This is a genomic window from Streptomyces chartreusis NRRL 3882, assembly GCF_900236475.1.
GTDB lineage: Bacteria > Actinomycetota > Actinomycetes > Streptomycetales > Streptomycetaceae > Streptomyces > Streptomyces chartreusis_D.
Map to the genome: position 1 here is coordinate 871671 of NZ_LT963352.1, position 14210 is coordinate 885880.

Annotated in this window: 15 protein-coding genes; 6 read left to right on the top strand and 9 right to left on the bottom strand. The window is 71.7% G+C overall.

The window, feature by feature from the left end:
- Positions 1 to 24: 24 nt before the first annotated feature.
- From secD to SCNRRL3882_RS03990, 4 genes are all read right to left on the bottom strand, one after another.
- Positions 25 to 2280: a protein translocase subunit SecD gene (gene secD, locus SCNRRL3882_RS03975; RefSeq protein WP_010043635.1), complete on the bottom strand. Its 2256-nt coding sequence runs from the start codon at positions 2278 to 2280 to the stop codon at positions 25 to 27.
- A 74-nt stretch (positions 2281 to 2354) separates the two neighbouring features.
- Positions 2355 to 2786, bottom strand: coding sequence for a hypothetical protein (locus tag SCNRRL3882_RS40690; RefSeq protein ID WP_010043631.1), 432 nt, complete (start codon positions 2784 to 2786; stop codon positions 2355 to 2357).
- Between the two features lie 62 nt (positions 2787 to 2848).
- Positions 2849 to 3532 carry a response regulator gene (locus SCNRRL3882_RS03985; RefSeq protein WP_010043629.1) on the bottom strand — a complete coding sequence of 228 codons (684 nt, stop codon included), beginning with the start codon at positions 3530 to 3532 and terminating at the stop codon, positions 2849 to 2851.
- A 2-nt stretch (positions 3533 to 3534) separates the two neighbouring features.
- A complete protein-coding gene (locus tag SCNRRL3882_RS03990) occupies positions 3535 to 4488 on the bottom strand; it encodes a HAMP domain-containing sensor histidine kinase (RefSeq protein ID WP_010043628.1) in 954 nt (317 codons plus the stop codon).
- 311 nt (positions 4489 to 4799) lie between these two features.
- On the opposite strand from SCNRRL3882_RS03990, the gene SCNRRL3882_RS03995 reads away from it, so the two are divergent.
- The 4 genes from SCNRRL3882_RS03995 (at position 4800) to SCNRRL3882_RS04010 (ending at position 7030) form a co-directional block, all read left to right on the top strand.
- On the top strand, positions 4800 to 5114 hold the full coding sequence (locus tag SCNRRL3882_RS03995) for a TraR/DksA C4-type zinc finger protein (protein WP_010043627.1): 315 nt from the start codon (positions 4800 to 4802) through the stop codon (positions 5112 to 5114).
- A gap of 46 nt (positions 5115 to 5160) precedes the next feature.
- On the top strand, positions 5161 to 5535 hold the full coding sequence (locus SCNRRL3882_RS04000; protein ID WP_010043626.1) for a TraR/DksA family transcriptional regulator: 375 nt from the start codon (positions 5161 to 5163) through the stop codon (positions 5533 to 5535).
- Positions 5532 to 6347 (top strand): rod shape-determining protein, encoded by an 816-nt coding sequence (locus SCNRRL3882_RS04005; RefSeq protein ID WP_010043625.1) that lies wholly within the window; start codon positions 5532 to 5534, stop codon positions 6345 to 6347. Before SCNRRL3882_RS04000 ends, SCNRRL3882_RS04005 begins: the two co-directional genes overlap by 4 nt.
- Positions 6348 to 6460: 113 nt before the next feature.
- Positions 6461 to 7030, top strand: coding sequence for a hypothetical protein (locus tag SCNRRL3882_RS04010; protein ID WP_010043624.1), 570 nt, complete (start codon positions 6461 to 6463; stop codon positions 7028 to 7030).
- 94 nt (positions 7031 to 7124) lie between these two features.
- On the opposite strand, the gene SCNRRL3882_RS04015 is transcribed toward SCNRRL3882_RS04010, so the two are convergent.
- The gene (locus tag SCNRRL3882_RS04015; protein WP_010043622.1) at positions 7125 to 7742 is read right to left on the bottom strand and encodes a TetR/AcrR family transcriptional regulator; all 618 of its coding nucleotides are present in this window, start codon (positions 7740 to 7742) and stop codon (positions 7125 to 7127) included.
- 132 nt (positions 7743 to 7874) lie between these two features.
- Between SCNRRL3882_RS04015 and SCNRRL3882_RS04020 the strand changes: the two genes are divergently transcribed.
- Positions 7875 to 8786 (top strand): alpha/beta fold hydrolase, encoded by a 912-nt coding sequence (locus tag SCNRRL3882_RS04020; RefSeq protein WP_010043621.1) that lies wholly within the window; start codon positions 7875 to 7877, stop codon positions 8784 to 8786.
- A gap of 51 nt (positions 8787 to 8837) precedes the next feature.
- Here SCNRRL3882_RS04020 and SCNRRL3882_RS04025 read toward each other — a convergent pair whose 3' ends face one another.
- The 4 genes from SCNRRL3882_RS04025 to SCNRRL3882_RS04035 form a co-directional block, all read right to left on the bottom strand.
- Entirely contained in the window at positions 8838 to 9854 is a 1017-nt protein-coding gene (locus SCNRRL3882_RS04025) for an NADPH:quinone oxidoreductase family protein (protein WP_010043619.1), read from the bottom strand.
- 46 nt (positions 9855 to 9900) lie between these two features.
- Positions 9901 to 10266 carry a MerR family transcriptional regulator gene (locus SCNRRL3882_RS04030; protein WP_029181430.1) on the bottom strand — a complete coding sequence of 122 codons (366 nt, stop codon included), beginning with the start codon at positions 10264 to 10266 and terminating at the stop codon, positions 9901 to 9903.
- Positions 10263 to 10778 carry a hypothetical protein gene (locus SCNRRL3882_RS40695; RefSeq protein ID WP_158688439.1) on the bottom strand — a complete coding sequence of 172 codons (516 nt, stop codon included), beginning with the start codon at positions 10776 to 10778 and terminating at the stop codon, positions 10263 to 10265. Before SCNRRL3882_RS40695 ends, SCNRRL3882_RS04030 begins: the two co-directional genes overlap by 4 nt.
- A 347-nt stretch (positions 10779 to 11125) precedes the next feature.
- Positions 11126 to 12514 (bottom strand): glycoside hydrolase family 43 protein, encoded by a 1389-nt coding sequence (locus tag SCNRRL3882_RS04035; protein ID WP_010043613.1) that lies wholly within the window; start codon positions 12512 to 12514, stop codon positions 11126 to 11128.
- Between the two features lie 240 nt (positions 12515 to 12754).
- Between SCNRRL3882_RS04035 and SCNRRL3882_RS04040 the strand changes: the two genes are divergently transcribed.
- The gene (locus tag SCNRRL3882_RS04040) at positions 12755 to 14179 is read left to right on the top strand and encodes an amidase (RefSeq protein ID WP_010043612.1); all 1425 of its coding nucleotides are present in this window, start codon (positions 12755 to 12757) and stop codon (positions 14177 to 14179) included.
- Positions 14180 to 14210 lie beyond the last annotated feature (31 nt).

Consider the following 14210-nt stretch of genomic DNA (forward strand, 5'->3'; position numbering starts at 1 on the left):
CCCGCGTCCGGTCCCCCGGCCGGGTCAGGTGCGGCCGGACGGCTGCCGAGGCCGGGAGCGGTCGTGGAGCCGGATCGCGACGGGAGCGGCGGTGAGGACGGAGGAGTACGTACCGACCACGAGGCCGATGAGCAGGGCCAGGGCGAAGTCGGTGAGCGAGGACCCGCCGAGCACGGCGAGGGCGGTGAGGATGAACGCGGCGCCCATGCCCGTGTTCACGGTCCGGGGCAGGGTCTGCACGATGGCCCGGTCGGTGATGTCGGGCAGCGCGGTCCCGGGAGTCCTGCGGGCGAGTTCCCTGACGCGGTCGAAGAGCACGACCGAGTCGTTGACCGAGTACCCGATGACGGTGAGCAGGGCCGCCAGGAACACCCCGTCGACGGGCCTGCCGAGCCAGGCGAAGACGCCGACGAGGATCACCACGTCGTGGGCGAGCGCGACGACCGCCGCCGTGCCGAACACCCACCGGAAGCGTGCCGCGAGGTAGACGAACTGGGCGCCCAGAGCCACGGCGAGCGCGATCAGGGCACCCCGGCGCAGCTCCTCGCCCAGGCTGGGGCCGACCAGTTCGTCGCGGACCTTGTCCGCCCGGCCCGCGAGGTCGCGGACGGTACCGGTGACCTCGGTCTCCTCGGCGTTGGTCAGCGGATCGGTACGCACGGTCAGGCCCGTTCCTCCGGAGGACTGTACGACGGCCCGCGGGAATCCGGCGTCGGCGAGGGCGGTGCGTACCCGGTCGGGATCGACCGGACCGGTGGTGGCGTACTCGATCAGGCGGCCACCGGTGAACTCCACACCGAGGTCGATGCCGCGCACCGCGATGCCCGAACCGGCCAGGACCAGCGCGGCGGCCGACACGGCCAGCCAGCGGTGTGGCCGGCGCATCAACCGGGGGCTGCGGCGGGTGAGGTGGTCGCGGACCGCACCGGTGGTGGCGATGCCGGTGAGCCGGGGACGGCGGCGCACCCGGGGACGGCTCACGGCGACCTCGGCGAGCACGCGGGTGATCACCAGGGCGCTGAACATGGAGGCGAGCACACCGATGCCCAGCGTGACGCCGAAGCCCCGCACCGGCCCGGAGGCGAGGAAGAACAGCAGGGCGGCCGCGATGAGCGTGGTGATGTTGGAGTCGGCGATCGCGCTGAAGGCGTTGCGGAACCCGGCCGACAGTGCCGAACGCGTACTGGGCCGGCGGCGGGCCGCGTACTCCTCGCGGGCCCGTTCGAAGACCAGCACGTTGGCGTCCACGGCCATGCCGATCGCCAGGACGAAACCGGCGAGGCCCGGCAGGGTCAGGGTGGCTCCGAGCGCGGCGAGGGCGGCGTAGGAGACGAGGCCGTAGCAGAGCAGGCCGACAGCGGCCAGTACGCCCATCAGCCGGTAGACGCCGATGATGAACAGTGACGTCAGCGCGGTGCCGATGGCCGCCGCCCAGGCGCTCGCGGTGATGGCCTGCGCTCCGAGGGTCGGGCCGACGGTGCGCTGCTCGACGGTCTCGACGGGCACGGGCAGGGCCCCGCCGTTGACGAGCAGGGAGAGTTCGCGCGCCTCCTCGGGGCCGAAGGAGCCCGTGATCTGTGTGGCACCGTCGCGGATGCCGGTCCGGCAGCCGACGGACGGGTCGACCTGCGGCGAAGAGATGACCTTGTCGTCGAGGACGATGGCCACCCGCCGCGCCGGGTCGCCCGCCGGGTGACAGGCGGCCTCGCCGGTCAGCCGGGCCCAGCCGGCGCGGCCGTCACCCTCGAAGTCGACGGTGACGTGCCATCCCGCGCCGCCCTGCTGGTCGAACCGGGCGGCGGCCTCCTTGACGTCCGCGCCGGTCAGGGCCGCGGCCCCGAGGCGCAGCGGAGTGCCGGACTCGTCGGGCAGGACGTGTTCCCGGGGCCGCTTCGGCAGCGGCCGGGAGGCCTCCTCGGTGCTGTCGGCGGTGCCGAGCACCGGGTGGAAGGCGAGCTGCGCGGTACGCCCCAGCACGTCGGCCGCCCGCTTCGGGTCCTGCACACCGGGCAGTTCGACGATGATCCGGTTCTCGCCGGAGCGGACGAGGGTGGGTTCGGCGACGCCGAGCCCGTCGATACGTCCGCGCAGCACCTCCAGGGTGCGGTCGGTGGCCTCACGGCCGGTGTCGGTGGTGGGGGTGGAGCGGGTCTCCAGCACGAGCTGCGTGCCACCGCGCAGGTCGAGTCCGAGGCGGACCGGCACGGTGACGGCGATGTAGAGGGCGAGGGCGAGCACGGCGAGGGCGAGCAGCGCCCGCACGCGCAGGGAACGGTTCAACGAGGGCCTCCGGCAGGCGCACCACAGCCACGCGGGCGTGGCCGGGATGCTGTCGGGGAGAGGGAAAGGGGGTGTCAGATGCCGGAGGTCGCAGGGGGCGCTCGGCCCCGGTCACGGGGTGCGTGAGCATCCGAGGAGGGGACGTGCGCGGCCGGTGCCGGGCGCCGCGCGGCGCCGTCGGCCGGGGTGATGTCAGTGCCGCGGCCGCAGGTGGCGAGGTGTCCGCGCGGGGCGGGGTGCTCGCTGTGCGGCTCCTGGCGGGGTGCCGCCCGGACGGCGCAGGCGGTGTCGCTGTGGCATCCGTCGTCGGCGCGCGGCCCGGTGTCCCCGTGCCGGCCGACCGCTGCCACCGCGCCGGTCACGGGCTCGCCCGTCGTACCGGGCGGCGGACCGGCGATGCCGAGCGCGGCCGGCAGCACCAGCAGGACTGCCGCGAGGATCGCGAGGACCGCGACGCGGGGCCGGGCGCTGCTGGTACCGGGGGCGGTGCGCGCGGTGCGGTGCATGCACCGTCCCCCTTTCATCTCGTCGTCGTCCCGGCTCGTGGTGCGGCGTGCGGGCCGGCGGCTCAGGCTTCGATCAGGCCGGCGCGGATGGCGTACCGGGTCAGTTCCAGGCGGTCGCGCAGGCCGAGTTTCTGGAGCAGGTTGGCGCGGTGCCGCTGGACGGTCTTGATGCTGATGAACAGCAGGTCGGCGATCTCCTTGGACGAGTGCCCCTCGGCCACCAGCTTGAGGACCTCTTCCTCCCGGGGGGTGAGGATCTGGTCGGGCGTCTCCTCGCCGTGGCGGGCCCGGTCGAGGTAGTTGCGGATCAGGGCGGTGACCGCGCCGGGATAGAGGAAGGGCTCGTCCCGCATCGCTGCCCGGCAGGCGGCGACCAGGTCCCGGTCGGCGACGGACTTCAGTACGTATCCGTTGGCGCCGGCCTTCAGGGCCTGGAAGAAGTACTGCTCGTTGTCGTGCATCGTGAGCATCATGATCCGCAGGCCCGGCTTGAGGGCGGCCAGTTCGCGGGCGGCCTGGAGGCCGGTCAGACGCGGCATGGCGATGTCCAGCACGGCCAGGTCGACTTCGCGGGTGCGGGCCATCTCGATGGCCTCGGCGCCGTCACCGGCCTCCGCGACCACTTCGAGGTCTGGTTCCCGGTCGAGGATGAGCCGCACCCCGCGGCGCACCAGCGCATGGTCGTCGGCGAGCAGGATGCGGATCGTGCTCGTCCCCGTCGCGGCGGTCGTGATCGCTTCGTGCATGGTCAGGGCTGCTTCCTGGATACGGGCGCGGTGAGCTGGACCCGGGTGCCGGAGTCGGGTGCCGTGGTGATCTCGAGGCTGCCGCCGATGAGCAGGGCCCGCTCGCGCATGCCGCGGATGCCGGCGCCTTCTCTGGGGGCCTCGACGCCGCAGCCGTCGTCGGTGACGGCCAGCACCACGCGGTCGTCGGTGTGCCGCAGGGCGACGGTGACCTGTGTGGCGTCCGCGTGCCGGGCGACGTTGGTCATCGACTCCTGGGCGACGCGGTACAGGACCAGTTCCGTCTCCGGTTCCAGGACCGGCAGGTCGGCGTCGAGTCGGCGGGTGACCTGCAACCCCGTGTGGGTGGCGAAGTCCTCGGTGAGCGAGATCAGCGCGCTGACCAGCCCCAGGTCGTCCAGCACTCCGGGCCGGAGCCTGCGGGCCAGGCGGCGGACCTCGTCCAGGCTCTCCCGGGTGATCTCCTGCACCTCGTGCAACTGCTCGCGCAGCGGCGGCGGTGCCTCGTCCGAGGCGCGCTTGAGCTCCAGCAGGATCGCGGTCATGCTCTGGCCGACCTCGTCGTGGAGCTCCTGCGCGATGCGGCGCCGTTCGGCCTCCTGGGCCAGCAGGGCCCGGGCACTGCTGGTGGCCCTCTCGTGTTCCAGCCGCTCCAGCATGGCGTTGAACGTACGGATCACCTCGGTGATCTCGCCGCCGCCGGAAGCGGGCAGGCGCTGGCCGGGACGCAGCAGGTCCACGGTGGTCATCAGCTTCGTGAGCCGGCCCAGCGGGGCCAGGCCGAGCCGGAGCAGCGCGGCGTTGGCGACCAGCATGACGACCAAGCCCCCGACGAGGATGATCGCCTCGGTCAGCAGAACGGGCACGGAGACGGTCACCGGGGCCCACAGCAGCAGGGCCGTGGCCGCGCCCAGCACCACGGCGTTGAGGGCGAAGATCCGCCAGAACAACGACACCGGCCCTCCGCCTCTCTCCTGGAAAACCTCGGTTCACCTCCATCATCGGGCCGCAGGCGGCCCCACCGCGTTCACGATGCCGGGCTGCTCGAATGCGCCTCCGGCCAGCCTGCCCGGTCCCGAGTACCCCGTCGATGGGGCCCGGCCCCCATTTCCCCGGGCCCCCAGCACCCATGGCACGGCCGGATGGATCCCCTGCCCCGGCGTAAATGGGCCACGCGCCCGATAGGTATCCGCCACCGGCCCGGCCAGGGTGGGAAACACCCGAACCACCCAGGTATGGCGCCCACGCCGCCGAGAAGGGACCGACCATGTCGCTCGATGTCTCCCGGGCCGAGCCCCACCTTCACGACGCCCGTCAGCGCCTGGAGCACGCCCGCGCCTCACGGCTGGCGCAGTTGCAGGCCCTCGACGAGACCGTGCCCAGCACGGACGACGACCACCTGCTGGCCGTCCAGAAGACCGCGATGGAGCGGGTCCTCAAAGAGATCGAGGAAGCCTTCGCCCGCATCGAGGACGGCACCTACGGAACCTGCCTGGGCTGTGCCAAACCCGTCCCCGCGGAACGCCTGGAGATCCTCCCCTACACCCGCTACTGCGTCGCCTGCCAGCGCCGCGCCGCCTGACCGACGTCCGTTCCGACCTCCTACGCCCTGCCTCAAAAGGGGTGACGTGGTGACCCACCAGACCATCGGCGAGAGCACGACCCACCTGTCGGCCGAAGACCTCGCCGCGCTGCGCGAAAACCTGCACGAGCAGCGCTCGTTCCGCCAAGAGCAACTGCGTCAGCTCGCCGGACCCGCCACGTCCCGTGCCGAGGACCGGCTCCAGCGGCAGGCCGCCGCGCAGGTGGAGGTCCGCATCAAGCTCGCGGCGTCCGCCCGTATGGTCCTCGCCGACGTCGAGGCGGCCCTCACCCGCATGAACGAGGGCTCCTACGGCACCTGCCACCTGTGCCGGCGCCCGATCGACCGGCAGCGGCTGATGATCGTGCCGCAGGCCCGCTACTGCTCCCGCTGCCAGCAGGTCAAGGAGGCGATCCCATGACCGGCGCCCACCACCTGCCCGACGCTGCCCGGCACCGGCCCTGGCCGCTGTGCCGGCGCTGCTGCGGCATCGCCCTGGACATGGGCAGCGCCCGCACCCGGGCCTGGATCGACGGCAGAGGCGTGGTCGTCGACGTGCCCACCGTGACCTTCCCCGGTACCGGCGCGGTGTATCCCATCCAGCGCGGCGCCATCATCGACACCCCGGGATGCGCCCGGATGCTGCAACGCCTGCTCGGCCACCGCCTGCCCCGCCTGCCGCGCCCCATGGTCATCGTCACCGCTCCCGTCCTGGACGGCGTCTCGTACCGCAGCCGGGCGCGCGCAGCCGTCGACGTGCTGCGGCCGCGCAGCGTCCTGACCGTGCCCAGCGCCCGGGGTATCGCCCTGGCCGCCGGCGCGGACCTGTCCCGACCGCTGATGGTGGTGGACATCGGCGCCCACCTCACCGAGGTGGTGCTGCTGTGCGACGGTGCCGTCACCGACGCACGCCGCACCGCCCTGGGCACCAGCGACCTGGGCGAGTCGACCACGCCGGAGCAGATCTCCGAGGCGGTGGCGCGGATGCTGACCGCGATGCTCCGCCAGGACCACACGTCGCTGACCGTCGACGCCGTGCAGCGCGGCATCCTCCTGGCGGGCGGGGGTGCCCTGCGTCCGGAGATCACGCATCACCTCACCGGCCGGCTGCACGCGCCGCTGCGTGTGGTCCCGGCCCCGCACACCGCGGCCGTCCGCGGCGCGGCCAAGCTCCTGCGAGCCGCCCACTCCCACCCCTCCACCTCGGGCCCGCCCGCCGCGCAGTCCTACTAGACCGGGCCTCCGCTGCGCCGTCGCCGAGAGGAGGAGTCGTGCCCGGCCACATGCGCCCACCATCGCCGCAACCGTCGCCCCCACCATCGCCTCCGTCGGAACTGCCCCGGGTCATGTTCTGGCGGCTGCGGCGCAATCCCCTGCGCCGCGCCAGTGACCTGGTCCAGGCGTGGATCGGCCTCGGCCTGCTGCTGGCCGTGCTCGCAGCCACTCCCGCGGCCATGTTCCTGGCCGGTGACACCGCCCACCGCCACTACACCCGTACCGCCCAGTACCAGACCGCCACCCGCCACCACACCACGGCGATCCTCGTCGAGGACGCCCGGCGCCACCCCGAACCCGGCTCCGTCGAGGCGAGGAAGACCCGCTACCCGACGAAGGTCCGCTTCACCGACCCCGACGGGCGCACCCGCACGGCCAAGACCGATGTCGAGCCCGCACTGCCCAGGGGCAGCACGGTCCGCGTATGGGCCGACACCGACGGAAAGATCACCGATCCGCCCCTGAGCCCCGGCCAGATCCGCAGCCGCGCCATGGGCTGGGCCCTCATCACCGGCCTGGGCGTCCACGCCACCGCAGCCGCCGTCTACGGCGCAGCCGCCCACGTCATCCAGCGCCGCAACCTCGCCGCATGGGGCACGGCCTGGGCCGAAACATCGCCCCGCTGGACCACATCGCCGTGAGTCGGACTTCACGACTGCCCGCACCAGCTCGGCGAGGCGGTGCGGCCGCCCCCGGCAGCCGCCTGTCAACCAGCCGCCGTCAACGGTCCTCCCTTCAACCAGCCGCGTCGTCGGTGCGGAAGATCCGGTCCAGATGGTGCTCCAGGACTGCCGTGGCGGACTCCGGGCTGCGTTGGCCGACCAGGATGCCGGTGCCGAGTCCCGCGGACATGGCGAGCAGGCCGGCCGCCTCCAACCGCGCGTCCACACCGGGCTCGAGGAGAGCTTCCTCCTGGGCCTGCCGGAGGAGTTCGGTCAGGGCGTCTTCGGCGGCATCAGGGTTCCTGATGAAGGGCTGGGCCGCGAGCGCCGGGTCGTTCACGGACAGCACGGCGTACGACGTGTAGAGGTGGTGGAAGGTGCGGCTCTCGTCGTCCGTCGGCAGCGCGGCCATCAGCAGCGCCTCGACCATCGCGCGCGGACCAGGGCGTTCCCCGGCGGCCCGCACCCGGGCGGAGACCCGCTCCCCGAATCTCTCCGCCAGATGCTCGAGACCGAAGAGCAGCAGCTTCTCCTTGGTCTGGAAGTAGTACTGCACGAGCCGCAGCGATACGCCCGCCTCCGCCGCCACATCGCGCATCCCCACGGCATGCAGCCCGCGCCGTCCGGCGACCCGGACGAGCGCCTCGGCGATCTCGGTGCGCCGTTCTGCGTGGTCCACGCGCTTGGGCATCGGCCGGTTCTCCGCTCGTCGTTGGTGCAGTGGGCCCGCGGGCCTCCGTGGCTCCCTGGGACCTCTTGATGATACGACCGTACCAAGTTCATGGTACGGTCGTATCACAAAACCGAGACGCCGGAGGTGGCCATGCCCGAGACCGCTGCCCGCACCCAGGCCGATGTCGGCCGCTACGTCAGCGATGCCTGGCGCGAGCGCTACTTCGCGGCCTGCGATGCGGTCTACGCACTGGGAGCGGCCGCGCTCGCGGAAGAGGACGTGGAGACGTCCTTCGCCACGACCCACGTCTACCGCTACGGCCCCGCGAGCGAGGCGGCCCGGAACCGCACCCCGGTCGTCCTCGTACACGGTGCGGGCTCCTGCTCCGCCATGTGGTACCCGAACACCCCCGCCCTCAGCGCCGACCGCCCGGTCTACGCGATCGACACCCCGGGGGACCCCGGCCGCAGCGTGCAGCGCGAGCCGATCCACGACCCCGAGCACGCCGCACAGTGGCTGGACGAGACACTCGCCGGACTCGGCCTCGACCGCGTACACCTCGTCGGCACGTCCTACGGCGGGTGGCTCGCGCTGAACCAGGCGCATCGCAGGCCCGGCCGCCTCGCCTCGGTCACGCTGCTCGACCCCGGCGGTCTGGAGAAGGTGGGCCTGCGCTTCTTCGTCTGGATCTTCGCCGGTTTCTTCGCGACCTTCGCGCCCAAGGCGTTCCGCCCGCGGCTGGCGGCCTGGCTGGAACAGCCGGTCCTCGTCATGCCGGAGCTGCGCACGATGATCAGAACGGCCGTTCGCGCCTACCGCATACGCCGCCCGGCGCCCCTTCCCCTGTCCGAGGAGGAGCTGTCCACCATCCGGACCCCGCTCTATGTGGTGCTCGGCAAACGAAGCCTCCTCGTGCACCCGCAGCGGCAGGTGGAGCGCGTACCGCGCCTGATCCCCGGCGCGCGGGCCGAGATCATCTCCGACACGGGCCACGGGCCGCAGATCGACCACTCGGAGGAGATCAACCGCCGGATGCTGAACTTCATGGCCTCCGCCGACTGACCACGCCCTCCACGTCCTTGTCCGCAGCGTTGCGGTGAACCAGGGGTGTTCCTATCGCCAGGGATCGAGGGCGAGCTTGCCATGGGTCTGGCCCGCTTCGAGTTGCTGGAGCACTGCCGGCCCTTCGGCCAGGGGACGCACGTGCGGGACGCCGGGCGGGTACACGCCGTGGGCGATGAGTGCCTCGATCTCGACGAGCAGCGACCGGTAGAGGGACGGGGCCGCGTCCGCCAGCGCACCGATGTGCAGACCCTTGACCTGGACCTGATGGGTGAAGATCAGGTCGTGCGTGGTCAGAGTGGCGTCTCCGGAGGCGGCGCCGAACACGACGACACGTCCGGTGAAGGGTTTGGTGACCGACAGGCTGGCCTCGAACGTGGCCTGTCCCACCGATTCCAGGACCAGGTCGACCCCGCCGGTCAGGCGGGTGATCTCCGCCGCCAGATCGGGGTGCCGGCTGTCCAGGACCTCGTCGGCGCCGAGCGCTTTGACCGTGTCGTGCTTGGCCGGTGACGCCGTGGCGATCACGCGTGCACCGTAGTGGCGGGCGAGACGGACAGCGGCCTGCCCCACGCCCCCGGCCGCAGCGTGAATGAGCACCACCTCACCCGTCTTGATCTCGCCCAACGGCTTCAGTGCCGCCAAAGCGGTCGCCCAGTTCAGTACCAGGCCGAGCGCTTCGGCGTCGCTCCAGCCGGAAGGCACGGGAAGTACACCCGCGGCGGGCATCGTCATGTACTGCGCGAAGGCGCCGGGCCCGGCTCCGACGACGTGGGTGCCGAGCTGAAGCGGACTCTCGACGTCCGGGCCGACACCCACGATCTCGCCGGCGGCTTCGAAACCTGCCACGTAGGGCGCCTGCGGGCCTCCTCCGTAAGTTCCATGGGTCTGCATGACGTCGGCGAAGTTGACCCCGGCGGCGCCGACGCGGATCAGGTACTCGCCGGACCTCGGGACGGGGCGGCGATGTCCGGTCGTGAGGGTCAGATCCTTCGGTCCCAGGTGCGACTGCTGGACCAGTGCTCGTACCGTCTGCTCGGCGGTGTGCCGCTGCTCGTCGATCTCCATGCACCGAACCTAGGAACCTCACACTTGCGTCAAGGTCAAGCGGCGCTCACGGATCAGCGCGGCGGGCCTCCTGAAGGTATGCGTCGAGGGCCGCCTGCTGATCGCTGAGAACGGCGATGCGTGCCGCGAGTCGATCGCGATAGCCCTGCACCTCGTGTAAGAACTCCGCGCACACCACATCCGTACCGACGTCGGGTTCATCCGTGAGGCGGGGCAGAACTTCCCTGATCAACCGCACGGGCAGTCCGGATTCCAGCAGCGAGCGGATGACGAGCACCCGGTCGATCGTGGACTGGCAGTAGTCGCGGAACCCATTGCTAGATCGGCCAGGGACGATCAGGCCCTCATCCTCGTAGTGCCGCAACGACCGCGCACTCACGCCGCTGACTCTGGAAGCTTCACCGATCTTCATACTTGGAGGCAACGCCCGGGAGCACCGCGACCTTCCGGCGGTGTGCCGTGATGGTCACGTTGCCGCCGCCACCGCTCGTGCGGCCCTGTGCGGTGTGGCGCGTCTCGATACAGGTCGCCGGGTCGATACGCCACCTCGGTACAGGGACCCATGTCACCGGTCTTCAAGTACACGTCATCATCGGGTCGGTCTTGGTCCACCCAGAACCGCACCCACACGCCGTACACCGGATCCGCTGAGCGATTGGCCACTTCGATCCGGCGGTCATCGCACGGGGTGGCGCTCGGCTTGTCGGCCGGGGAGTCCTCCTCGTCCGATGGCACGCAGAAACTCCCATGCCACTGTCCCCATGACCAGATGCGTTCTGCCTGCTTACGACTCTCGTCCAGGGCTTCCTTGCGTGACTGGTCAAGCTGGTCACGGGCTGTCGCCGTGCCCCAGTAGGTGGCGATGCCGGTCAGGACGAGACCGCCCACAGCAGCCAGCGCGCCCAGAACGGCGCCGATGTGCACCCAGGGGATGCGGCGCCACCATCCGGGGTCCCTCTGCGGCCGAGCCGGCGTCTGGATCGGCGTGGAGCGTCGCCGCGCCGGTCGGACGCGCGTGCGCCGGCCTGGATCATCCTGCATGTGCCCTCCATCAAGCCGTTGGAGAACAGGACGCCTTCGCGGTTCCGCTGGATCCCGGCTCGGGTCCCTTTCCGATCCGCCGTCCATACGCCGAGGCCCCAGCGCTCGCCGGCCCACCGCGCCCGAACCAAACCTGCGGCGTCTTTACGCCATACCGCCGGCTCCGGGTTGTGGACCTGGTGCGCATTCCGCAACCCCGGCCCAATTGCCCAGGTCAGCAGCAGTGCCGATCATGCCCAAGCCGTCACCGGCACGAACGAACTGTCCTGGCGGAACAGGTCCGTGCCGTCCGGGCGTTCCACGCGGAGCTGGTAAGCGTAGTGGCGCAGGTAGTACCCGGGGTAGTTGTACGACTCGAAGCGGACGGAGCCGGATGCCGTGCCGGTCCGGAGGATGAACGTGGCGTCCTTGGCGAACGTGCTGGTGCCGTCGTTCGGGTCGAAGCGGGCGCGGAAGTCCCAGTGGCGCAGGTAGTTGCCGGCCGTGTCGCGGAAGGAGTAGCCGCTCGCGTCGGCCAGCCCGGCGACGACCGTGAAGGTGGCGGCCTGCTTCTCGGCGGTGGTGCTGGAGGCGCTGACCACGGGCAGGTTGAGGAGCGAGGACTGCTGCTGCCAGTAGCGGGTCGAGTAGTTGGCCGACCGGAAGGAGCGGGTGGTGTTCCGGGCGAGGCTCGGGCCGCCGGCGACCGTCTCCTTGACGACCGTGAAGTGCCGTGCCGTGCCGGAGATCCCGGGGAGCGCGGCCGGTGCGGACCAGGTGGCGAACGTGTCGTAGCTGTCGCTGTAGTAGTACGTGCCGTCGCCGTAGCCGTCGAAGAAGATGCGCCAGCCGCCGTTGTCGAGCCGCACCAGCGCCGGGCCCTCGCGGTAGCTGCCCCAGCCCGCCCAGTCGCCCGTCCTGCGGATCGTGTAAGGGCCGGTGAGGTTCGAGGCGGTGGCGTACTCGATGTACTTCGTCGTCTCGTTCTTCGGGAAGGCGTGGTACGTCGAGCCGATCTTCACGATGAACGTGTCGATGTGGTTGGCGCCGATGCCCGCGAGCGCCACGGGTGGACTCCACGCGGTCAGGGCGGAGTTGGTGGCCCGTAGCAGATACGGCGTGAAGATCCACTCGTCGTTCGTGGTGGAGCACGAGACGATGATGCTGACGCTGCCGTCGCTGTCGACGAACCACTCGGGCGCCCAGGCGCGGGAGAGGTTGGTGACGGGCACGGTGTAGTCGTACAGGAACGTCCAGTTGACGCGGTCGGAGCTGCGGGCGAAGCCGATGGTCCTGCTGGTGTCCTGCCAGGTGCGCGTGGTGTAGGTGACGTAGTAGTAGCCGTCGGTGTGTCTGATGACGCTCGCGTCGCGGATCCGGCCCGCCGGCGGCGTGTACGCGGAGGAGCGCAGCAGCCGGAAGTCGGTGGCGTCGTCCGACTGGTAGACGTTGACCGTGCCGTCGTTGCTGTTGAGGAACGGCACGATCGTGTACCGGGTGGCGGAACCGTTCGGCGGTGCGGCGGCCAGGGCGCTGCCGAGCAGTCCGGGCGCCTCGCCCAGCAGCACCGCTGAGGCGGGCAGGGCGGCCAGGGCGCGCAGCAGCGTACGGCGGGACGGGGCGACGGGGCGTGAGGTCACGGGCGGCTCTCCCTGAGACACAGGGATCGATATACCGAACAAGGTTCGGAAATTCGATCAGAAGTGGGGGCTCAGAAAGTAAGGGCGAGGCCGAGAGGCGTCAATGGTTTGAACATGAGCGAATGAGCCCAGTGAGGAAGATGTGGCCGATGGGTGAATTTCCACAACTGCCGTCGACGTTCCACCACCGGCCATCGGACGTTACCGTTCGGTAGAGAGGTTGCTTCCGGAGGTGTCCGTATGACGCTCGACCGTGCCGCAGGCCTGGTGGAGACCGCCCGTGCGCTGGCCGCCGGGGACGTGACGTCCCGGGCGCTTGTCGAGCGGACGCTGGCGCGGATCGAGGCGACGCAGGGCAGCATCAACGCCTTCCGGATCGTCCGGGCCGAGGCCGCGCTCGCCGAGGCCGAGGCCGCCGACCGGGAGCTCGCCGCGGGCGTGCGCAAGCCGCTGCTCGGGGTGCCCGTGGCGGTGAAGGACGACATGGACGTGGCCGGCGAGCCGACCGCCTTCGGCTGCTGCGGGGAGTTCCCGCCGGTCGCCGAGGACGGCGAGGCGGTACGGCGGCTGCGCGCGGCCGGGGCCGTGATCGTCGGCAAGACCAACACCTGTGAGTTCGGGCAGTGGCCCTTCACCGAGGGGCCGGCCTTCGGCGCGACCCGCAATCCGTGGAGCACGGCCCACACACCGGGTGGTTCCTCGGGCGGCTCGGCCGCCGCGGTCGCGGCCGGTCTGGTGCCCGCCGCGCTCGGCTCGGACGGCGCCGGTTCGGTGCGGATCCCGGCCGCGTGGACCCATCTGGTCGGCATCAAGCCGCAGCGCGGCCGAGTCTCCACCTGGCCGCGCGGCGAGTCCTTCCAGGGCATCACCGTCAACGGCACCCTCGCCCGCACGGTCGCCGACGCGGCCCTGCTGCTGGACGCGGCGAGCGGCAACCACGCGCAGGACCCGCACCGGCCCCCGGCCGTGGACGCGTCGGCGGCCGTCGGCCGCGACCCCGGGCGGCTGCGCATCGCGCTCGCCCTCAAGCCGCCGTTCACGGCCGTGCCCGCCCGGCTCCTGCCTCAGGTGCGGACCCGGGTCGTCGAACTCGCCGAGCGACTGGCGGCGTCGGGGCACACGGTCGAGGAGGCGGACCCGCCGTACGGGCAGATCGGGCTGACCTTCGTGCCGCGCGCGACGGCCGGGATCGCCGAGCGGGTGGCCGAGGCGCCCTTCCCGGCACTGCTGGACCGGCGCACCCTGGGAGCGGCCCGGCTCGGGCGGCTGCTCGGCGGGGCGCCGCTGCGGGCCGCCCGGCGGGCGGAGACCGCCCTGCACCGTCGTATCGGCGGATTCTTCACCTCGTACGACGTCGTCCTCGCGCCCACCACCGCCGCTCCCCCGCCCCGGATCGGCGCCCTGCTGGAACTCAGCGGTTTCGCCACCGACCGGGCGATGATCGCCGCCTGCCCGTACGCCTGGCCGTGGAACGTGCTGGGCTGGCCCGGCGTCAACGTGCCCGCCGGTTTCACGGCGGACGGTCTGCCCGTCGGGGCCCAGTTGCTCGGCCCGGCGAACAGCGAACCGCTCCTGGTGCAGGTGGCCGCGCAGTTGGAGGCGGAGCTGCGCTGGCACGAGAAGTGGCCGGCGCCGCCGGTCACGGAACGTTCCGCTGCCGCCTGAGCGACCGTACGCGGCTCCGCACGGCGGACCG

Excerpts from the sequence above, each read along its gene's own strand:
- SCNRRL3882_RS40690 (WP_010043631.1), bottom strand. The coding sequence starts at position 2,786 with ATGCACCGCACCGCGCGCACCGCCCCCGGTACCAGCAGCGCCCGGCCC.
- SCNRRL3882_RS03985 (WP_010043629.1), bottom strand. The coding sequence starts at position 3,532 with ATGCACGAAGCGATCACGACCGCCGCGACGGGGACGAGCACGATCCGC.
- SCNRRL3882_RS03995 (WP_010043627.1), top strand. The coding sequence starts at position 4,800 with ATGTCGCTCGATGTCTCCCGGGCCGAGCCCCACCTTCACGACGCCCGT.
- SCNRRL3882_RS04005 (WP_010043625.1), top strand. The coding sequence starts at position 5,532 with ATGACCGGCGCCCACCACCTGCCCGACGCTGCCCGGCACCGGCCCTGG.
- SCNRRL3882_RS04010 (WP_010043624.1), top strand. The coding sequence starts at position 6,461 with ATGTTCTGGCGGCTGCGGCGCAATCCCCTGCGCCGCGCCAGTGACCTG.
- SCNRRL3882_RS04015 (WP_010043622.1), bottom strand. The coding sequence starts at position 7,742 with ATGCCCAAGCGCGTGGACCACGCAGAACGGCGCACCGAGATCGCCGAG.
- SCNRRL3882_RS04020 (WP_010043621.1), top strand. The coding sequence starts at position 7,875 with ATGCCCGAGACCGCTGCCCGCACCCAGGCCGATGTCGGCCGCTACGTC.
- SCNRRL3882_RS04025 (WP_010043619.1), bottom strand. The coding sequence starts at position 9,854 with ATGGAGATCGACGAGCAGCGGCACACCGCCGAGCAGACGGTACGAGCA.
- SCNRRL3882_RS04030 (WP_029181430.1), bottom strand. The coding sequence starts at position 10,266 with ATGAAGATCGGTGAAGCTTCCAGAGTCAGCGGCGTGAGTGCGCGGTCG.
- SCNRRL3882_RS04040 (WP_010043612.1), top strand. The coding sequence starts at position 12,755 with ATGACGCTCGACCGTGCCGCAGGCCTGGTGGAGACCGCCCGTGCGCTG.